The sequence below is a fragment of the Streptomyces sp. WI03-4A genome (assembly GCF_033792105.1).
In the GTDB taxonomy this organism is placed as follows: domain Bacteria; phylum Actinomycetota; class Actinomycetes; order Streptomycetales; family Streptomycetaceae; genus Streptomyces; species Streptomyces collinus_A.
The window spans coordinates 53,359-72,172 of record NZ_JARAUO010000047.1 but is presented as its reverse complement, the minus strand read 5'-3'; the positions used below and the strand labels follow the sequence as shown (position 1 = coordinate 72,172).

The following is an 18,814-nucleotide window of genomic DNA, read 5'->3' as shown; positions in this document are numbered from 1 at the left end:
GCACCGAACATGCACGGGGCGCCGACGGTCATCGCCCCGCTGACCCCGCCGCCCGGCGGCACGGTCCCGCCGCCGGCCCCGGCCCCCGCGCCCTACGGCCAGCCGCCGCAGCCGCCGCCGTACGGCGGCCAGCCCGGCGCGCCGATGCCCCCGGGCTACGGCCAGCAGCCGCCCTCCTACGGCGGCCAGCCAGGCGCGCCCATGCCCCCTGGCTATGGCCAGCAGCCGCCCTACGGCCAGGTGCCCGGCCAGCAGACCACCCCCTACGGAGTGCCGCAGGGCGCCCCCCAGGGCGGTGCCGGGGTGTCGGCCGCGCTCCAGAAGTTCAAGGAGACGCCCACCGGGCAGCGCTGGACCCAGCAGAACAGCAAGCTGATCCGCGTCGACCTCGGCATCGGCGGACAGCCCGTGCTGGCGCGGCAGGGCAGCATGGTGCTGTACCAGGGCAAGGTGGACTTCAGCTACAAGGGCGCCGGTTTCGCCGGGCGGATCGTCGGCAACGCCACCGGCCAGGAGATGCAGCTCATGCGCTGCACCGGCCAGGGCCAGGTGTTCCTCGCCGAGAACTCCACCCACCTGCACCCGGTCGAGCTCCAGGGCGACGCGATCTGCGTCTCCGCGGAGAACGTCCTCGCCTTCGACGAGAGCCTGCAGTACGAGGTCCGCCGCATCGAGGGCCACGGCATCCCCGGCGGCGCGCTGTTCACCATGCAGTTCCAGGGCACCGGCACCATCGTCGTCAAGACGCACGGCACGCCCGTCGTGCTGCCCGTGACGCCCACGACGTTCGCCGACTGCAACGCCGTGGTCGCCTGGTCGGCCGCCTCCCAGGTGATCGTCTCCAGCCAGGTGCGGATGCGCCGCAACGCCTACCCGGGCGACACCGGGGAGAGCGTCAACCTCCAGTTCCGGGGCGCGCCCGGCAACTTCATCGTCGTCCAGCCGTACGAGGTCTAGAGGGAGCCCGTCATGAACCAGCCGCTCGCGGGCTACGCCCCCGCACCCGTCACGGCCCGTATGGACAACCACGGCAACCACATGCTGAAGGTCGCCATGCAGACCGGGAACGACCTCCTCGCGCGCGTGGGGTCGATGGTCGCCTACGAAGGCTTCATCCAGTACGAGCCCAACCCGCCCGCCGTCCGCCAGATCGCCCGCGACTGGATCACCGGCGAGGGCGCCCCGCTGATGAAGTGCAGCGGCGACGGACTGCTCTACCTCGCCGACTACGGCGCCGACGTCGTCGTGATCAACCTCAACGGCGACGGCATCTCCGTCAACGCCACCAACCTGCTCGCCTTCGACGCCCACCTCACCTGGGGTGTGGAACGCGTCAAGGGGCTCGCCAAGTTCGCCGGGCAGGGCCTGTGGAACACGAAGATCTCCGGGCAGGGCTGGGTCGCGCTGACCTCCCGGGGCAAGCCGATCGTCGTCGACTGCGGCGGTGGCGAGGACGAGACCTACGTCGACCCCGACGCGCTCGTCGCCTGGTCCCCGAACCTGAAGGTGAAGGGCAAGCGCAGCTTCAAGGCGCAGTCGCTGATCGGCCGCGGCAGCGGTGAGGCCTATCAGATGGCCTTCTCCGGCCAGGGCATCGTCGTCGTCCAGCCCAGCGAGGACAGCACCGACCGCCTTCGGTTCCGGGGCTGAGGGGGAGTCAGAACACCATGCAGAGCCCGCTTTTCGCTCACAACGACTCGCAGAACCAGGACCGCTGGAGCCTGCAGAACAAGCAGATGCTCCGCGTCACCCTGGAGGGTCACGACGACATCCTCGCCCGCAAGGGCACCATGGTCGCCTACCAGGGACTCGTGGAGTTCGACGCCGAGTACCGTTCCAACGGCCAGGCACGCGCGCGTGCGCACACCGGCGAGGGCCTGGATTTGATGCGCTGCCACGGGCAGGGCACCGTCTTCCTCGCCAACCTCGCCCAGTACGTGCACGTCATGGACGTCGAGCAGGACGGTCTGACGGTGGACAGCAGCTACGTCCTGGCCATGGACTCCTCGCTGCACCACGAGGTCATCGCCGTCGACAGCCTCTACGGCATCTCCGGGTCCGGGAAGTACCAGCTCAACATCACCGGCCGCGGCAAGGTGGCCCTGATGACCTCGGGCGCCCCGCTGCTGATGCAGGTCACGCCCGACAAGTACGTCAATTGCGACGCGGACGCGATCGTCGCCTGGTCCACCGGCCTGCGGGTGCAGATGCAGGCCCAGACGCACTCCTCGGGCGTGTGGCGGCGGCGCGGCAACACCGGCGAGGGCTGGGAGCTGAGCTTCATGGGCTCCGGGTTCGCGCTGGTGCAGCCCAGCGAGCTGCTGCCGCCGCAGAACGCCGCGATCGGCCAGGGCATCGCCGCGCAGTTCGGCATGGGCCAGCACGGCGCGCGGGGCCAGAACCAGGGCAACGTCTGGAGCTGATCCGCCACCGGAGCGACACGAGGGGCGGCCGCCGTGGCGGCCGCCCCTCGTCGCTGAGCACACCTCGGGCACCTCGCGGTGCCCGCCTCCGGTCAGAGCCTGGCGCGGGCCGCCTCCAGCAGGTGCACGACGGACGCGTCGGCCACGCCGGCCACCTCGTCGTAGGCGAACCAGCGCAGATCCAGCGACTCGTCGCTGATCGTCTCCACGGCTCCGGACGGGGCGAGCGCCGCGTACTGGACGTCGAGATGCCAGGCGCACGGCGTGTGGTGCCGGTCGAGGCGCACCGGGCCGCCGGGCAGCAGGGTCAGCCCCGCGACACCGGACTCCTCGATCCCCTCGCGCAGCGCCGCGTCCGCGAGCGTCGCGTCGGACGGCTCGCAGTGGCCGCCCATCTGGAGCCACATCCGCAGCTTGCGGTGCAGGGTGAGCAGCACCCGGCCGCGCTCCGGGTCGATCACCAGCGCGCTCGCCGTGATGTGCCCGTCCGCGCACGCCTTCCACATGCCGTCCGGATGCGCGTCGAGGTGGTCCAGATAGACCTGGCGCAGCTCCTCCTGGTCCCCGTACCCCTTGAGCACGAGGACCGCGTCGTCATGGAGGCTCACTCGGTGCCGTCGCCCTTCGCCTCGCCGTCGCCCTCGGCCTCGTCGTCGGCGTTCTTCTTCAGATCGGGCTTCTTCAGGTCGGGCTTGCCGGCCGCCTCGCCGAGCATCTTGTCGAGCTCGGAGAAGTCCATCTGCTCGCGGTGCACGAAGCCGTCCGGGTCGTCCAGGTCGGTGGCCGTCGGCAGCATGTCCGGGTGGTGCCACAGGGCGTCGCGGCCATCGACCCCGCGCGCGTCCGTGAGCGAGGCCCACAGCCGGGAGGCGTCACGCAGCCGGCGCGGGCGCAGCTCGAGACCGATCAGCGTGGCGAACGTCTGCTCCGCCGGGCCGCCGGTGGCGCGGCGCCTGCGCAGCGTCTCGCGCAGCGCGTCGGCGGACGACAGACGCGGCTTCGCGGCCGCGTGGACCACCGCGTCCACCCAGCCCTCGACGAGTGCCAGAGCGGTCTCCAGACGGGCCAGGGCCGCCTTCTGCTCGGGGGTGTCCTCCGGCTGGAACATGCCCTGCTGAAGGGCGTCCTGCAGCTGCTCCGGGTTCTGCGGGTCGAACTGGCCGACCACGTCCTCCAGCTTGGCCGTGTCGACCTTGATGCCGCGCGCGTACCCGTCGACCGCGCCGAACAGGTGCGAGCGCAGCCACGGCACGTGCGTGAAGAGACGCTGGTGGGCGGCCTCGCGCAGCGCCAGGTAGAGCCGCACCTCGTCCTGCGCGACGCTCAGGTCCTTGCCGAACGCCTCCACGTTGGCCGGCAGCAGCGCGGCCTTGCCGGACGGTCCCAGCGGCAGGCCGATGTCGGTGGAGCCGACGACCTCGCCCGCGAGCACGCCCACGGCCTGCCCGATCTGGGTGCCGAACATGGCGCCGCCCATGGAGCGCATCATGCCGATCAGCGGGCCCGCCATGGCCTGCATCTCCTCCGGCAGGACGTCGCCCATGGCCGCGCCGACCCGCTCGGCGACCGGGTCGACCAGTTCCTGCCAGGCGGGCAGGGTGGCCTCGACCCACTCCGCGCGGGACCAGGCCACGGCCGTGCCGGCGCCCGACGGCAGGGACGTCACGTCGTCCAGCCACAGGTCGGCCAGGCGGACGGCCTCCTGGACGGCGGAGCGCTCGGAGGCGCCGACGCTCGCGTCCTTCACGCCGTCCGGCGTGCCCTGGGCGACGGTCTGGCGGGCGATCTGCTTGGCCATGTCCCAGTTCACCGGGCCGCCCTCGTAGGAGAGCATCTGGCCCAGCTGCTGGAACGCGGCACCCAGGTCGGTGGGGTTCAGGGAACCGAACATCGCTGCGAGCGGATTGTCGGCGCCGGGGCCGCCAAAGCCTCCGGCTCCGGGCAGCCCGAAACCGAACGGGTTGGCCGGTCCCTGCCCACCACCGCTCTCCTGGTCCTTCTTCTTGCCCTCGTCGCCGTCTTCCGGCTCCTCCGGCGGAAGGCCGAATCCGAATGGGGAGTCACTCACGGGGTTCCTCGGCTGGTAAGGCCACCGGTCTCTCTCCGGCGGCGCGGCTGCCCGACAACACCACCCAGCGTAGACACCCGGACCCGATCGGGCCTCGGTGCTTCGTCCTGTGAAGGCCTGCGGCAGGATGGATGCACCTGGTACGTGCGCGTCACTCGGCGCCCGTACTGAAGACAACCGCTGGAGACGCCCGGTGAGTTCCCCAGATCCGCAGGTTCGCGCAGCGCGAAACCCGTCAACCACTCCCGCCGTGCGCGGACCCGTCGTCGCGGTCACCGGCGCCGCCCGCGGGGTGGGCGCGCTGCTCACCGAGCGGCTCGCGGCCTCCGAGGAGATCAAGCAGGTCATCGCCATCGACGAGCGGCGCGGGGAGTGCGAGGCCGCCCAGTGGCACATCCTCGACGTGCGGGACCCGGCGATCGCGGACAAGCTGCGCGGCGCCGACGTCGTGGTGCACCTGGCGCTCGACCTGGACCTCGGCAGCGACACGGCCGCGCGCACCGCGTACAACGTCCGGGGGACGCAGACCGTGCTGACCGCGGCGGCGGCCGCCGGGGTGCACCGGGTGGTGCTGTGCACGTCCGCGATGGTCTACGGGGCGCTGCCGGACAACGAGCTGCCGCTGTCGGAGGACGCGGAGCTGCGGGCCACGGCCGAGGCGACCGGGGTCGGGGACCTGCTGGAGATCGAGCGGCTCGCCCGCCGCGCCCCGCGCGCGCACCCGGGGCTCAACGTCACCGTGGTGCGGCCCGCGGTGCTGGTGGGCGGCACGGACACCGCGCTCACCCGGTACTTCGAGTCGCCCCGGCTGCTCGTGGTGGCCGGGTCGCGGCCGGCCTGGCAGTTCTGCCACGTCGAGGACCTGTGCGGGGCCCTGGAGTACGCCGTCGTCGAGAAGGTCGACGGCGAGCTGGCCGTCGGCTGCGACGGATGGCTGGAGCAGGAGGAGGTCGAGGAGCTGAGCGGGATCCGGCGGATGGAGCTGCCGTCCGCGGTCGCGCTCGGCGCCGCCGCCCGTCTGCACCGCATCGGCCTCACCCCCTCCCCGGCCGGGGACCTCGCCTACACGATGTACCCGTGGGTGGTCAGCGGGAGCCGGCTGCACGACGCCGGGTGGCGGCCGCGGTGGACCAACGAGGAGGTTCTCGCGGAGCTGCTGGAGGAGGTCGCCGGGCGGCACACGGTCGCCGGTCGCCGGCTGGGCCGCAAGGACGCGACGGCGGCCGGTGCCGCGGGCGCCACGGTGGCCCTGCTGGGCGCGGCCGCCGTGGTCCGGCGGGCCCGCAAGGCCCGCCGCCGCTGAGCCGGGCACCGGGGCCGGCCCGCGGTCCCGGCCGGCCCCTGTAGGAGGCTCCAAACGCCACGGCGCGCGTGCCTGGTGAAAGTCGTATTCCGGCGTGTCACGGGGATACGGCACGATGGGGGCATGGCATCCACGCACGATCACCCCGGTGAGCAGGTCGCCCAGGACCCCGTCAAGCTGATCGCCGTCCGGGAGACCGCGCTCTCCGTGGACGAGGTGTTCCGGGCCGTCGGGGACGACGCCGCCGGCGGCATCGCGCTGTTCGTGGGCACTGTTCGCAACCACGACGGGGGCGCCGACGTCGACGCGCTCGGGTACTCCTGCCACCCCAGCGCCGAGGAGGAGATGCGGCGTGTCGCGGAGAAGGTCGTCGCCGAGTACCCGGTGCGCGCCCTGGCCGCGGTCCACCGGGTGGGAGACCTCAAGGTGGGGGACCTCGCCGTCGTCGTGGCCGTCGCCTGCCCCCACCGCGCGGAGGCCTTCGACGCCTGCCGCCGGCTGATCGACGACGTCAAGCACGAGGTGCCCATCTGGAAGCACCAGACGTTCTCCGACGGCACGGAGGAGTGGGTCGGCGCCTGCTGACCCCGGCGGCGCCCGCCGGTCCCGGGCGCACCCCTGTTCACGTTGGGCCCTCCGGGTACTGCGGTTGCGTAACCGGACCCCTCACGTGAGCGTTGTCAGTGCGGGTGGTTAATCTGCTGATCACTCAGTTGCGGACGCTCATGGGGTAGGGAGGTCGGCATGGCGGCACTCGCCTGGTTGCTGATTCCGCTTGTCGCCGCGGTCTGTGCCGGACTGTGGGGGAGTTGGGCCAACCGCACGCGCAAGGCGCGCAGCGACGGTCCCGAACTGGACGGGTACGCGCGGTTCCGCGAGGCGATGGAGAAGTCCCACACGGGTGCGCGCGGCGCCTGACAGGGGTGCCCTGACGGTGCGCTGACAGGGCCGTCCCGTACTGTCGTGGCATGCCACGCCGCACCGCGACGATGCTCGCCTCCACACTGATGCTGATCGCGCTCCTGTGCGCGGGAGTGCTCATCCCCGTGCCGTACTCGGAGATGTCCCCGGGGCCGACCGTGAACACGCTCGGGGACCACGAGGGCGAGCCGGTGCTGCAGATCGCCGGGCACAAGACGTACCCGACCGACGGCCACCTGAACATGACGACCGTCCGGGTCACCAGCGCCGACTTCCGGATGAACCTGGTGGAGGCCGTCTACGGCTGGCTGGCGCACGACAGCAAGATCGTCCCGCACGACACCCTCTACCCGGACGGCAAGACGGAGGAGCAGTCCAGCCAGGAGAACGCCGAGGAGTTCAGCCAGTCCCAGGAGAGCGCCAAGGTCGCCGCGCTGAAGGAACTGGGCGTCCCGGTGAAGTCGTGGGTGATCGTCTCCACCGTCATCAAGGGCTCCCCGGCCGAGGGCAGGCTGCACGCCGGCGACGTGATCAAGGCCGTGGACGGCACGGCGGTCAAGCAGCCCTCCGACGTCGCCAAGCTCGTCACCCGGCACAAGCCCGGGCAGAAGGCCGTCTTCACCGTCGTCCCCGCCAAGGACCAGGCCGCCGCCGAGAAGGCGCACCGGACGGCGACCGGCACCCAGGACGTCACCATCACCACGGCGACCTCCGACGACAGCGGCGCCAAGCGGGCCATCGTCGGGATCTCCGCCGGGACCGACCACACCTTCCCGTTCACCGTCGACATCAAGCTCGCCGACGTCGGCGGGCCCAGCGCCGGCCTGATGTTCGCGCTCGGCATCTACGACAAGCTCACCCCCGGCAGCCTCACCGGCGGCAAGTTCGTCGCCGGCACCGGCACCATCGACGACAGCGGCACCGTCGGGCCGATCGGCGGCATCGAGATGAAGACGGTCGGCGCGCGCGACAAGGGAGCCCAGTACTTCCTGACCCCCGCCGACAACTGCGCGGCCGCCGCCAAGGACACCCCGAGCGGGCTCACCCTGGTCAAGGTCAAGACCATCGGGGACGCCCTCGGCGCCCTGAAGGACATCCGTGACGGCGACACCGCCGCACTGCCGAAGTGCACCACCGGGAGCTGACCCCCGCGGTCCCGGTACACGGCTGGGGGCGCCCCTGATGACAGGGGCGCCCCCAGTGCCGTACGGGCGGAGCGGATCAGTCCTCGAACGTGACGGACAGTGCCTGGGCCAGACCCGGCACCAGGTCGGGGCCCGTCAGGACCTCCGTCGGGGAGTCCTTCTCGCGCAGCCGCAGCGCCGAGTCGCGGGTGCCGTCGCGCAGCACCGCGACCGTCATGCGGACCTCCTGGCGCTCGGGGTGTTCGGCGACCCACTTGGCCAGCTTGGCCTCGCTCAGCCCCTGCGGGACCTGGGCCTCGGCCGACGGGGGCAGCATCAGCCGCTCCACCGTGAGCGCGCAGCCGACCACCGCGTCCGGCCAGGCGATGGTGCCGAGGAACTCGTCGAGCGGCCTGTCCGTTGGAACCTCGTCCTGCTCGATCGGGGTGAGACCGGTGGTCTCGGGCTCGTCCTGCAGGCCGAGCTGGGCCGCGAGGGCAGGTTCCTGGACCCGCAGCCGTGCGGTGTCTACGAGGGCGAAGAGGCGAGCGGGCTGGTCCCAGCCGAGGCCGGAGGCGTACTCGTCGATCTCGAGTACGGCCCGGGTGAGCGGGCTCGCTGCCATGGGAGTGTTGGACATGGTCACAATCCTGCCTCGTTCCCGGCCGGAATCGGGAACCGGTTAAACCGTGAGTAAGTTGCATAGGTGTGGGCCCGCGATCACCGGGCTACACGGGGGGCCCGCGAACACGGGGGCCTGACGTATCGACAGCGAACTTCGAGGTGCGCACCTTGGCTTTCCAGATGCCGGACCGCGGCGGAGGCCCGACGGGGCCGCGGATCAGAGCGGGACGCCCGTCCCGGCGGGCCCGGACCCTGCTCATGACCCTGGGCGTCCTCGCCGTCCTCGGCATGGCGTTCACCATGTTCGCGGGCTTCTGGACGGACTGGCTGTGGTACCGGTCGGTGCACTACTCGTCGGTGTTCACCACCACGCTGTGGACGAAGATCGGGCTGTTCTTCGTCTTCGGCCTGCTGATGGCCGTCGCGGTGGGCTTCAACATCTGGCTCGCGCACCGGCTGCGGCCCCCGCTGAGCGCCATGTCCCTGGAACAGCAGAGCCTGGACCGCTACCGGATGGGCATCGCGCCCTACAAGACGTGGCTGCTGCTCGCCGTCACCGCCCTCGTCGGGCTGATCGCGGGCGCCTCGGCGGCCGGCCAGTGGCGCACCTGGCTGCTGTGGGTCAACGGCGTGCCCTTCCACCAGAAGGACCCGCAGTTCCACCTCGACGTCGCCTTCTACGCGTTCGACCTGCCCTGGTACCGGTTCCTGCTGGGCTTCGGCTTCGCCGCCGCGATCCTCAGCCTGATCGCCGCCGCGCTCACCCACTACCTGTACGGCGGGCTGCGCGTCACCAGCCCCGGCGCGCGTGCCACGGCCGCCGCGACCGGGCACCTGTCGGTGCTCCTAGGCGTTTTCGTGGCGCTGAAGGCGGTCGCCTACTGGCTCGACCGCTACGGACTCGCCGTCAAGTCCAGCGACTTCAAGGCCACCGACAACTGGACCGGCCTGCGCTACGTCGACGCCAACGCCTATCTGCCCGCCAAGACCATCCTGTTCTGCATCGCCGTCATCTGCGCGCTGCTGTTCTTCGCCACCCTGTGGCGGCGCACCTGGCAGCTCCCGGTCATCGGCTTCGGCCTGATGGTCCTCTCGGCGATCCTGATCGGCGGCCTGTACCCGGCCATCGTGCAGAAGTTCCAGGTGCAGCCGAACGAGCAGGCCAAGGAAGCCCCGTACGTCCAGAAGAACCTCAAGGCGACGCGTGACGCGTACGGCATCGACGACACCAAGGTCGACGAGTACGCGGGCAAGTCCACCACGTCGGACAAGACCGTGCTGCGCGACCAGGTCGACGACACCGCCAGCCTGCGCATCCTCGACCCGAACATCGTCTCCCCGACGTTCCAGCAGCTCCAGCAGATCCGGAACTACTACGGGTTCCCGACCAACCTCGACGTGGACCGGTACCCCAAGAACGGCAAGGACCAGGACACCGTCATCGGTCTGCGCGAGCTGAACCTGGACGGCGTCCCGAAGAACAACTGGATCAACGACCACTTCCGCTACACCCACGGCTACGGCGTGGTCGCCGCCAAGGGCACCGAGGCCGACGCCGAGGGCCGGCCGGTCTTCACCGAGAAGAACCTGCCGTCCACCGGCGACCTCGGCTCCTACAAGCAGCAGATCTACTACGGCGAGAAGACCACCACGTACTCGATCGTCGGCGGCCCCCAGAAGGAGGTCGACTACTCCGACGACGAGGGCGAGAAGACCACCAGCTACACCGGCAACAGCGGCGTCAACCTCGACAACCCGGTCAACCGGGCCGCGTACGCGGTGGCGTTCAACGAGCCGCAGATCCTCTACTCCGGTGCCATCGGCAAGGGTTCGCGGATCCTGTACAACCGCACGCCCAAGGACCGGGTCGAGGCGGTCGCCCCCTGGCTGACCATCGACGGCGACGCCTACCCGGCCGTCGTCGACCACCGCATCCAGTGGATCGTCGACGCGTACACGACCAGTAACGGATACCCGTACGCCTCCCGCACCACCCTCGGTGACACGACGGCCGACTCGCTGACCGCCACCAACAACTCCCGTGCGGTGGTGGCCCAGCAGAACCAGGTCAACTACATCCGCAACTCGGTCAAGGCGACCGTCGACGCGTACACCGGCGAGGTCAAGCTCTACCAGTGGGACACCAAGGACCCGGTGCTGAAGACCTGGATGAAGGCATTCCCCGGCACGGTGAAGCCCCGCGCGGACATCTCCGGCGACCTGATGGCCCACCTGCGCTACCCGCAGGACCTGTTCAAGGTCCAGCGTGAACTGCTCACGCGGTACCACGTGACCGACGCGCAGACCTTCCTCAGCGGCAGCGAGGTGTGGGAGGTGCCCGACGACCCCACCAACGACTCCGGCAGCGCGGTGCCGCCGTACTACCTGAGCATGAAGATGCCGGACCAGAGCGCCCAGGCGTTCTCGCTGACGACGACGTTCACACCGAACGGGCGGGACAACCTCAGCGCGTTCATGGCCGTCGACTCCGATCCGCGCACCACCGACTACGGCAAGATCAGAATCCTGAAGCTGCCGACCAGTACGACGGTCGACGGACCCAAACAGGTGCAGAGCCAGTTCAACTCCGAGTCGGACATCGCCGAGACCATCAGCCTGCTCAGCCGCGGGCACTCGAAGGTCGAGTACGGCAATCTGCTGACCGTGCCCCTCGACGGGGGACTGCTGTACGCGGAGCCCGTCTACGTCCGCGGCGGCTCCCTCAAGTACCCGTTGCTGCGCAAGGTCCTGGTCACCTACGAGGGCAGGACCGCCTTCAAGGACACCCTGGGCGAGGCGCTCGACGAGGTGTTCGGGGTGAAGAGTTCGACACCGCCGGACACCGGCACCACCAACCCGCCGGACACCGCCAACCCCACCGTCCGGCAGGCGCTGCAGGACGCCCAGAAGGCCATCGACGCCGGCAAGGAGGCGCTGAAGCAGCCGCAGGGCCCCGACTGGGACGCCTGGGCCAAGGCGCAGAAGGACCTGGAGGCCGCGCTGAAGCGGGCCGAGGACGCGCAGACCAAGGCGGACAAGGCGGACAAGACGGACGGCGGCCGCAAGGGTTGATCGACCCCGTCCCGTGCCGTGATACGGTTGAGTCACAACGGCGCGGGGTGGAGCAGCTCGGTAGCTCGCTGGGCTCATAACCCAGAGGTCGCAGGTTCAAATCCTGTCCCCGCTACTGATGACGAAGGCCCGGATTCCTTACAGGAATCCGGGCCTTCGTGGTGTGCGAACTCATGTGCAGGGAGGGCATACCGCCGCGCCGTGGTGGGGAGTTGGGCGATCTGTGTTTGACTTGTCTCTCTGTGGGCATGTCGACAAAACGCTGAAGTGACCTCACGGGCTGCGGTATACCGGGTGTACCCAGGTTGCAGGTGGTGCGACGATGGACGTTATGGGGGACAAGGCAACTCTGTTCGAGACAGGGCGATTTGTGCAGCCCCCGGGTGAGGAGCCGACCCGGGACGAGACGAACGACATGGGGGAGGACGCCGAGGAGGTCCGCCTGCGGCTCGCCGCGGAGACCGGTGAGAACGAGGCGATGAGCGTCCTCGGCGCCATGCTGCTGCGCCGCGGCGACCTCGACGGCGCCGAACCCCTGCTGCGTGCCGCCACCGCGACCGGGGACCGGGCCGCCGCCAACAACCTGGGCGTCCTGCTGCACCAGCGCGGCTACGCCGAGGAGGCCGCCGGCTGGTGGCGGATCGCCGCCGTCGCCGGCTCCGCCGCCGCCGCGCACGCGCTCGGCCGGCACCACCGCGAACGCGGCGACGAGCCCGCCGCCGAGTACTGGCTGCGCCAGTCCGCCGAGCAGGGCCACGCGCTGGGTGCCTACGCGCTCGCCGACCTGCTGGAGCACCGCGGCGACGCCGGCGCCGGGCACTGGATGCGGGCCGCCGCCGAACGCGGGCACCGCGAGGCCGCCTACCGGATGGCCCGCGCACTCGACCGCAGGGCCGCCCACGAGGACGAGGCCACGGGTGACAACGCTGTCGAGGAGGTCGAGCAGTGGTACCGGCAGGCCGCCGCGCGCGGCCACCGGCGGGCCGCGCTGCACCTCGGCGCGATCCTGGAGAAGCGCGGGGAGCTGAAGGAGGCCGGCCGCTGGTACCTGACCTCCGCCAAGGACGGCGAGCCGCGTGCCGCCTGCGCGCTCGGCTTCCTGCTGCGCGACGCCGGGGACACCGAGAGCGCGGCCGTGTGGTGGCTCAGAGCCGCCCAGGACGGCGACGGCAACGCGGCCAACGCGCTCGGCGCGCTGCACGCCGAACGCGGGGAGACCCAGACCGCCGAGCGCTGGTACCGGGCCGCGCTCGACGCCGGCGACGACAACGGGGCGTACAACCTGGGGCTGCTCTGCGCCGAGCAGGGGCGGACCGCCCAGGCCGAGCAGTGGTACCGACGGGCCGCCTACGCCGGTCACCGGGAGGCGGCCAACGCGCTCGCCATCCTGCTGCTCCAGGGCGGCGACACCGCGGGGGCCGAGCCGTGGTTCTCCAAGGCGGCCGAGGCCGGAAGCGTGGACGCCGCGTTCAACCTCGGGATCCTGCACGCCGGCCGGGGCGAGGACCGGGCCGCTCTGCGGTGGTACGAGCAGGCGGCCGCGGCCGGGCACACCGAGGCCGCGCTGCAGGTGGGGATCGCCCGGCTGCGCGAGGGCGACGAGCGGCAGGCCGAGCGGCATCTGCGGTGCGCGGCCGGCGGCGGGAGCGCCGAGGGCGCCTACCGTCTCGCCACCGTGCTGGACGCGCGGCGGCCGCCGGAGCCCGCGCACGAGCTGGGCGAGACCGTGCACGAGAAGACCGAGTGCGAGGAGTGGTACGAGCGGGCGGCCACCCAGGGGCACCGCAGGGCCCAGGTGCGGGTCGGCATGCTCGCCGCGGCCCGGGGCGACGTGGTCGAGGCGGCCCGGTGGTACAAGACGGCGGCCGAGGCCGGCTCCCGGAACGGGGCGTTCAACCTGGGGCTGCTGCTGGCCCGTGAGGGCAGCGAGCCGGAGGCGGCCGTGTGGTGGGCGCGGGCGGCCGACGCGGGGCACGGGCGGGCGGCTCTGCGGCTGGCCCTCGTCTACGCGCGTCGGGGCGAGCTGGCCGAGGGGCAGAAGTGGGCCGCCCGGGCGGTGGAGCTGGGGCCCGCCGAGGTCGCCGAGCGCGCCGGGCGGCTGGGGGACGCCCTGCGGGAGGAACTGTCGGCGTGACCGCGCGTGACCTGGGACACGCGCCGCCGAATGGATTTGCCTCCCCGCACCTCCCTCACGTAGTGTCGTGTTCACCGACGCGGGGTGGAGCAGCTCGGTAGCTCGCTGGGCTCATAACCCAGAGGTCGCAGGTTCAAATCCTGTCCCCGCTACTGAAGGCCGAGGGCCGGAATCCAGAAATGGATTCCGGCCCTCGGTGCGTTCAGGGCTCGATGCGGTCACGCCTCGGTTTACGGCCGGCAGGTACGCGAAAGGGGGGCTCGCGCCCCCCTCGGGATGTCGTCAGGCGCCCGCGCAGGACGGGCACAGCCCGCGGTACGTCACCTCGACGTCCGACACCGTGAAGCCGAAGCGCTCCGTGTCGGGAAGGTCGGCGAGCGGGTTGCCGTCCGGGTGCACGTCGCGGATCGCGCCGCAGCCGGCGCAGACCAGGTGGTGGTGCGGCCGGTGCGCGTTCGGGTCGTACCGCTTGGCGCGCTTGTCGGTGCTGACCTCGAGTACCTCACCGAGGGTGACCAGTTCGCCCAGCGTGTTGTAGACGGTCGCCCGGGAGATCTCCGGCAGCTTCGCGACGGCACGCGCGTGCACCTCGTCGGCCGTCAGGTGGACGTGCTCGCCGTCGAGAACCTCGGCCACCACGCGCCGCTGTGCGGTCATCCGCCATCCGCGTCCGCGCAGCCGTTCCAGAAGGTCGCTCATGCTCCCAGCGTAACAGCAGGGAGACCAGAATCCGAACAGGTGTGACTTTGGAACGTTGTTTGACTTGGACTTAGTCCAAGGTAGGATTGAGCCTGGCTTTGAACGACCCACAGGACAGGTCGGCGATGACGCAGGAGGCGCACGTGACGCAGGGACCCCTCACCACGGAGGCCGGTGCCCCGGTGGCGGACAACCAGAACAGCGAGACCGCGGGGGTCGGCGGCCCGGTGCTCGTGCAGGACCAGCTCCTCCTGGAGAAGCTGGCCCACTTCAACCGTGAGCGCATCCCGGAGCGGGTCGTGCACGCGCGCGGTGCCGGGGCCTACGGCACCTTCACGGTGACCGCCGACGTCACCCCGTACACCCGCGCCGCCTTCCTCTCCGAGGTCGGCAAGGAGACCGAGGTCTTCCTGCGCTTCTCGACCGTGGCCGGCAACCTGGGCGCGGCGGACGCCGTCCGCGACCCGCGCGGCTTCTCGCTGAAGTTCTACACCGAGGAGGGCAACTACGACCTCGTCGGCAACAACACCCCGGTCTTCTTCATCCGCGACGCGATCAAGTTCCCGGACTTCATCCACACCCAGAAGCGCGACCCCTACACCGGCTCCACGGAGGCCGACAACGTGTGGGACTTCTGGTCCCTGTCGCCGGAGTCGACCCACCAGGTGACCTGGCTGTTCGGCGACCGCGGCATCCCGGCGTCGTACCGGCACATGGACGGTTTCGGCTCGCACACCTTCCAGTGGAGCAACGCGGCGGGCGAGGCCTTCTGGGTCAAGTACCACTTCAAGACCGATCAGGGGATCAGGAACCTCACCGCCGAGGAGGCGGACGTCCTCGCGGGCAAGGACCCCGACTCGCACCAGCGCGACCTGCGCGAGGCGATCGAGCGCGGCGAGTTCCCGAGCTGGACCGTGGGCGTGCAGATCATGCCGGTGGCGGGCGCGGCGACGTACCGCTTCAACCCGTTCGACCTGACCAAGGTGTGGCCGCACGCGGACTACCCGGTCGTCGAGATCGGCAGGCTGGAGCTGAACCGCAACCCGCGGAACATCTTCGCCGAGGTCGAGCAGTCGATCTTCAGCCCCGCGCACTTCGTGCCCGGCATCGGGCCCTCGCCCGACAAGATGCTCCAGGGCCGCCTCTTCGCCTACGGCGACGCGCACCGCTACCGCGTCGGCATCAACGCCGACCACCTGCCGGTGAACCGTCCGCACGCCACCGAGGCGCGCACCAACTCGCGGGACGGCTTGCTCTACGACGGCCGGCACGGCGGCGCGAAGAACTACGAGCCGAACAGCTTCGGCGGGCCCGCCCAGACGGACCGCGCGCTGTGGCAGCCCACGGCCGTCACCGGTGCCACGGGCAACCACCCGACCCCGGCGCACGCCGAGGACGACGACTTCGTGCAGGCGGGCAACCTCTACCGCCTGATGCGCGAGGACGAGAAGGAGCGTCTGGTCGCCAACCTGGCGGGCGCGATCGCGGGCGTGAGCCGCGACGACATCGCCGAGCGCGCGATCGGGAACTTCGCCCGGGCCGACGCCGACTTCGGCAAGCGGCTCGAGGCGGCCGTGCGCGAACTGCGCGGCTGACACACGCTGCCGCCGGGGGCGGGCCGGACCCATGGAGGTCCGGCCCGCCCCCGGTGCGTGTACGTGCGCTCAGAGGGCGGGCGCCGGCTCCCGGGCCGGGACCCAGCAGCGGATGATGTCGCGGACCGAGACGATGCCCGCCACCTCGCCGCGGTCGAGGACGACCAGGTGCCGGAAGCCGCCGTGGGTCATGGCGCGGGCCGCCTCCTCCAGGGTCCAGGTCGGGGCGGCGAAGACGACCTCGGTGGTGGTGTGGGCGTGGGTGCGTTCGGTGTCCGGATTCTGGCCGAGGCCCACGGAGTTGAGGACGTCGCGTTCGGTGAGGATGCCGATGCCTCCGGCGTCGGGGTCCAGGACCACGGCGGCGCCGACGCGGCGGGCGGACATCAGAGCCGCTGCCTGACGGAGTGAGTGGGCGGGGCCGACGGTGAGGATCACCGTGCTCATGGCGTCACGGACGAGCATGGGAAGGGCCACCTCCTAGGGAATCCCCGGGAAAGTTCAGGGATTCACAAGTTCACAAGTGGGGGTGGCTTCAGAGTGGCAGGTAAAAGGCGGGTCAACAAGGGGGCGCGCGTGGCCTGTTGAGGGCGTGTGCGGGTTTCGCCTGGGGCTCGGGAGCGCCGGTTACCCAGGAGTTGCATCACACTTTCGGCCTACTAGAGTGTAAATGTCCCCGATGGGTGTATTTGGGAGAGCTCATGCAGCGAAGGACTGTCCGGAGGGCTGCCGCCCTCAGCTCCGCTCTGGTGGCGGCCGGTGTCGCCCTCATGCCGTTGAGCGCTCAGTCGGCGTTCGCGTCCACTCCCGCAACAACACACGTGAGCACGGCGGCGGTTGCGCCGACACAGAACCACTACCGGGAAGGGTTCCGACAGGGTTTCCGCGACGGCTTCTCCGACGCGCGTTCCGACTGCGACCGCGACGGTTACGGATCCAACTACTCGAGCGGCCATGACTCCTCATGGGCGCGCGGTTACGTCGAGGGTTACAACCAGGGCTACAGCTCGGCGTACCACCGGTACTGCCACTGAGTCAGGTACGGCCCCGCGATCGAGGCCGCGTCAGAACGGCCTGCCGACACCGTCAGTGACGCTGGGCGAGATACCCCAGCAACTCGTCGTGCAGCAGGCCGTTGGACGCGGCCGCGTTGCCGCTGTGGGGGCCCGGGCGGCCGTCGAGGCCGGTGAAGGTGCCGCCCGCCTCGGTCACGATGATCGCGTTGGCGGCCATGTCCCAGAGTGACAGCTCGGGTTCGGCGCAGAGGTCCACCGATCCCTCGGCGACCATCATGTACGGCCAGAAGTCGCCGTACGCGCGCGTGCGCCACACCTCGCGGGTGAGGTCGAGGAAGCCGTCGAGACGGCCCTGCTCCTCCCAGCCGGAGAGCGAGGAGTACGCGAAGGAGGCGTTTGGCAGGCTGCTGACGCGGGAGACGTGGATGCGGCCCGCCGAGGTCAGACTGCGGCCGCTGTACGCGCCGTGGCCCTTGGCGGCCCACCAGCGCCGGCCGAGCGCGGGCGCGGACACCAGGCCGACGACGGGCTGGTAGCCGCCCTCGCCCGCCTCCATCAGGGAGATGAGGGTCGCCCACACGGGCACACCGCGTACGTAGTTCTTGGTGCCGTCGATCGGGTCGACCACCCAGCGGCGGGGGCCGGTGCCCTCGATGCCGTACTCCTCGCCGAGGATCGCGTCCCGGGGGCGGGCGCGCTGGAGCTGGCCGCGGATGAGTTCCTCCGCCGCCTTGTCCGCCTCGCTCACCGGCGTCATGTCCGGCTTCGTCTCCACCTTCAGGTCGAGGGCCTTGAAACGGGCCATGGTGGCGGCGTCGGCGGCATCCGCGAGGACGTGGGCGAGGCGAAGGTCGTCAAGGTAGTCCTGCATGTGACGAACGGTATCCGCCGGGACGAGGCCGGGGCTACAGGGGGCCCGACCGCCCGTAAGGCCGTCCTGCCGGACGCCCTGCGGAGCGTCGGTGACGGCGGGGCCGGGCCTCTCCGTGGACCGGGCGTGTTCCGTGGCGCGCGAGCCGGCGGGCCACGCCCGCGCGAGCGCGACGCCTCCGGGCGGCGGCGCGTTCCATGGCTCCGCGTCGGCCGTCCCGTTGTCCGGTGGGCGCCGGGACGCTCGTGCAGGGTGGGGGTGGCGAACGCCTTTTCGTACCTCCGCGGACCCTTGACAGTGCATGTACGCGCGTCAAATCTGGGCGCAGTGTCGCTCGCCCCAGGGAGGCGAAGATGCCTGCAGCCCGGGAATCGCTGCTGGACGCCGCTTACACGGCGCTGGCCCGGCGGCCGTGGTCGGCGGTGCGGATGGTCGACGTCGCGGCGGCGGCGGGGGTGTCCCGGCAGACGCTGTACAACGAGTTCGGGAGCAAGGAAGGGCTGGCCAGAGCGCTGGTGAGGCGGGAGGCCGACGGCTATCTCGCCGGGGTGGAGCGGGCGCTGGCCGCGCACACCGACCCGCGGGACCGGCTGACCGCGACCGCCGAGTGGATGGCGTCGGCCGCCCGGGACAACGCGCTGGTACGGGCCATGCTCACCGGCTGCTGGAGCGAGCGCCTGCCCGCGCCGACCCTCTCCGCCGTGCCGTCCGCGTCCGCCGTGCCCGCGCAGCGCCGGGCGGACGGGCCACTGCCCACGCCCGGCGACTTCGTGCGGCTCGTGCGGGACAGGGCGGTGACCGTCCTGGGCGGCGCCGGGACCGGCCACGCCGACGGCTCCGAGCTGACCCGCTCCTGCGAACTGGTCGTACGGCTCGCGCTGTCGTGCGTGGCGGCGCCGCCGGGGGAGGGCGGGATGGCCGCGCTGGTGCGCGGCGCGCTCCCCGGCCAGCCGGTCTGACACCC

17 protein-coding genes and 2 tRNA genes are annotated in these 18,814 nt (G+C 71.3%); 13 read left to right on the top strand and 6 right to left on the bottom strand.

Going from position 1 to position 18,814, the window contains the following annotated elements:
• The 3 genes from PV343_RS34260 to PV343_RS34250 all read left to right on the top strand — a co-directional run.
• Positions 1–957: AIM24 family protein (locus tag PV343_RS34260; RefSeq protein WP_319150925.1), on the top strand; the 957-nt coding region annotated here is incomplete at its 5' end.
• 12 nt (positions 958–969) lie between these two features.
• The gene (locus PV343_RS34255) at positions 970–1,650 is read left to right on the top strand and encodes an AIM24 family protein (RefSeq protein WP_020942134.1); all 681 of its coding nucleotides are present in this window, start codon (positions 970–972) and stop codon (positions 1,648–1,650) included.
• 17 nt (positions 1,651–1,667) lie between these two features.
• The gene (locus tag PV343_RS34250; RefSeq protein WP_319150924.1) at positions 1,668–2,423 is read left to right on the top strand and encodes an AIM24 family protein; all 756 of its coding nucleotides are present in this window, start codon (positions 1,668–1,670) and stop codon (positions 2,421–2,423) included.
• 92 nt (positions 2,424–2,515) lie between these two features.
• Here the strand turns inward: PV343_RS34250 and PV343_RS34245 are convergent, their stop codons facing one another.
• Together PV343_RS34245 and PV343_RS34240 are read right to left on the bottom strand one after the other, a co-directional pair.
• Positions 2,516–3,031 carry an NUDIX hydrolase gene (locus PV343_RS34245; RefSeq protein WP_319150923.1) on the bottom strand — a complete coding sequence of 172 codons (516 nt, stop codon included), beginning with the start codon at positions 3,029–3,031 and terminating at the stop codon, positions 2,516–2,518.
• Entirely contained in the window at positions 3,028–4,491 is a 1,464-nt protein-coding gene (locus tag PV343_RS34240) for a zinc-dependent metalloprotease (RefSeq protein WP_319150922.1), read from the bottom strand. The genes PV343_RS34245 and PV343_RS34240 overlap by 4 nt, the downstream gene beginning before the upstream one ends.
• Before the next feature lie 193 nt (positions 4,492–4,684).
• Here PV343_RS34240 and PV343_RS34235 point away from each other — a divergent pair, with 193 nt between their 5' ends.
• The 4 genes from PV343_RS34235 to PV343_RS34220 all read left to right on the top strand — a co-directional run bounded on the left by PV343_RS34235 (position 4,685) and on the right by PV343_RS34220 (position 7,860).
• Entirely contained in the window at positions 4,685–5,794 is a 1,110-nt protein-coding gene (locus tag PV343_RS34235) for an SDR family oxidoreductase (protein WP_319150921.1), read from the top strand.
• Positions 5,795–5,917: 123 nt separating this feature from the next.
• Positions 5,918–6,379, top strand: a complete 462-nt coding sequence (locus PV343_RS34230; protein WP_319150920.1) for a molybdenum cofactor biosynthesis protein MoaE — start codon at positions 5,918–5,920, stop codon at positions 6,377–6,379.
• Positions 6,380–6,538: 159 nt separating this feature from the next.
• On the top strand, positions 6,539–6,712 hold the full coding sequence (locus PV343_RS34225; protein WP_319150919.1) for a hypothetical protein: 174 nt from the start codon (positions 6,539–6,541) through the stop codon (positions 6,710–6,712).
• Positions 6,713–6,762: 50 nt separating this feature from the next.
• Complete coding sequence (locus PV343_RS34220; protein ID WP_319150918.1) at positions 6,763–7,860, top strand: PDZ domain-containing protein; 1,098 nt, start codon at positions 6,763–6,765, stop codon at positions 7,858–7,860.
• A 76-nt stretch (positions 7,861–7,936) separates the two neighbouring features.
• Here PV343_RS34220 and PV343_RS34215 read toward each other — a convergent pair whose 3' ends face one another.
• Positions 7,937–8,479 (bottom strand): PPA1309 family protein, encoded by a 543-nt coding sequence (locus tag PV343_RS34215; RefSeq protein ID WP_319150917.1) that lies wholly within the window; start codon positions 8,477–8,479, stop codon positions 7,937–7,939.
• A 164-nt stretch (positions 8,480–8,643) separates the two neighbouring features.
• On the opposite strand from PV343_RS34215, the gene PV343_RS34210 reads away from it, so the two are divergent.
• The 4 genes from PV343_RS34210 to PV343_RS34195 all read left to right on the top strand — a co-directional run bounded on the left by PV343_RS34210 (position 8,644) and on the right by PV343_RS34195 (position 13,821).
• Positions 8,644–11,535, top strand: coding sequence for a UPF0182 family protein (locus PV343_RS34210; protein ID WP_319150929.1), 2,892 nt, complete (start codon positions 8,644–8,646; stop codon positions 11,533–11,535).
• 41 nt (positions 11,536–11,576) lie between these two features.
• A tRNA-Met gene (locus PV343_RS34205) sits at positions 11,577–11,650 on the top strand.
• A gap of 207 nt (positions 11,651–11,857) precedes the next feature.
• Entirely contained in the window at positions 11,858–13,669 is a 1,812-nt protein-coding gene (locus tag PV343_RS34200) for a tetratricopeptide repeat protein (protein ID WP_319150916.1), read from the top strand.
• 78 nt (positions 13,670–13,747) lie between these two features.
• Positions 13,748–13,821, top strand: a tRNA-Met gene (locus PV343_RS34195).
• A 130-nt stretch (positions 13,822–13,951) separates the two neighbouring features.
• On the opposite strand, the gene PV343_RS34190 is transcribed toward PV343_RS34195, so the two are convergent.
• Positions 13,952–14,368: a Fur family transcriptional regulator gene (locus PV343_RS34190; RefSeq protein ID WP_319150915.1), complete on the bottom strand. Its 417-nt coding sequence runs from the start codon at positions 14,366–14,368 to the stop codon at positions 13,952–13,954.
• Positions 14,369–14,511: 143 nt separating this feature from the next.
• On the opposite strand from PV343_RS34190, the gene PV343_RS34185 reads away from it, so the two are divergent.
• The gene (locus PV343_RS34185; protein WP_319150914.1) at positions 14,512–15,963 is read left to right on the top strand and encodes a catalase; all 1,452 of its coding nucleotides are present in this window, start codon (positions 14,512–14,514) and stop codon (positions 15,961–15,963) included.
• 69 nt (positions 15,964–16,032) lie between these two features.
• On the opposite strand, the gene PV343_RS34180 is transcribed toward PV343_RS34185, so the two are convergent.
• Both PV343_RS34180 and hisN read right to left on the bottom strand, forming a co-directional pair.
• A complete protein-coding gene (locus PV343_RS34180; protein WP_020942146.1) occupies positions 16,033–16,428 on the bottom strand; it encodes a cyclic nucleotide-binding/CBS domain-containing protein in 396 nt (131 codons plus the stop codon).
• Positions 16,429–17,049: 621 nt separating this feature from the next.
• Complete coding sequence (gene hisN / locus PV343_RS34175) at positions 17,050–17,850, bottom strand: histidinol-phosphatase (RefSeq protein ID WP_319150913.1); 801 nt, start codon at positions 17,848–17,850, stop codon at positions 17,050–17,052.
• Positions 17,851–18,203: 353 nt separating this feature from the next.
• On the opposite strand from hisN, the gene PV343_RS34170 reads away from it, so the two are divergent.
• Complete coding sequence (locus PV343_RS34170) at positions 18,204–18,809, top strand: TetR/AcrR family transcriptional regulator (RefSeq protein ID WP_319150912.1); 606 nt, start codon at positions 18,204–18,206, stop codon at positions 18,807–18,809.
• Positions 18,810–18,814: the final 5 nt, after the last annotated feature.

What these genes read in the sequence shown, in the direction of transcription:
- PV343_RS34250 (WP_319150924.1), top strand. Translation starts at nt 1,668, where the DNA reads ATGCAGAGCCCGCTTTTCGCTCACAACGACTCGCAGAACCAGGACCGC.
- PV343_RS34210 (WP_319150929.1), top strand. Translation starts at nt 8,644, where the DNA reads ATGCCGGACCGCGGCGGAGGCCCGACGGGGCCGCGGATCAGAGCGGGA.
- PV343_RS34225 (WP_319150919.1), top strand. Translation starts at nt 6,539, where the DNA reads ATGGCGGCACTCGCCTGGTTGCTGATTCCGCTTGTCGCCGCGGTCTGT.
- hisN (WP_319150913.1), bottom strand. Translation starts at nt 17,850, where the DNA reads ATGCAGGACTACCTTGACGACCTTCGCCTCGCCCACGTCCTCGCGGAT.
- PV343_RS34220 (WP_319150918.1), top strand. Translation starts at nt 6,763, where the DNA reads ATGCCACGCCGCACCGCGACGATGCTCGCCTCCACACTGATGCTGATC.
- PV343_RS34190 (WP_319150915.1), bottom strand. Translation starts at nt 14,368, where the DNA reads ATGAGCGACCTTCTGGAACGGCTGCGCGGACGCGGATGGCGGATGACC.
- PV343_RS34230 (WP_319150920.1), top strand. Translation starts at nt 5,918, where the DNA reads ATGGCATCCACGCACGATCACCCCGGTGAGCAGGTCGCCCAGGACCCC.
- PV343_RS34180 (WP_020942146.1), bottom strand. Translation starts at nt 16,428, where the DNA reads ATGCTCGTCCGTGACGCCATGAGCACGGTGATCCTCACCGTCGGCCCC.
- PV343_RS34255 (WP_020942134.1), top strand. Translation starts at nt 970, where the DNA reads ATGAACCAGCCGCTCGCGGGCTACGCCCCCGCACCCGTCACGGCCCGT.
- PV343_RS34170 (WP_319150912.1), top strand. Translation starts at nt 18,204, where the DNA reads ATGCCTGCAGCCCGGGAATCGCTGCTGGACGCCGCTTACACGGCGCTG.
- PV343_RS34215 (WP_319150917.1), bottom strand. Translation starts at nt 8,479, where the DNA reads ATGTCCAACACTCCCATGGCAGCGAGCCCGCTCACCCGGGCCGTACTC.
- PV343_RS34200 (WP_319150916.1), top strand. Translation starts at nt 11,858, where the DNA reads ATGGACGTTATGGGGGACAAGGCAACTCTGTTCGAGACAGGGCGATTT.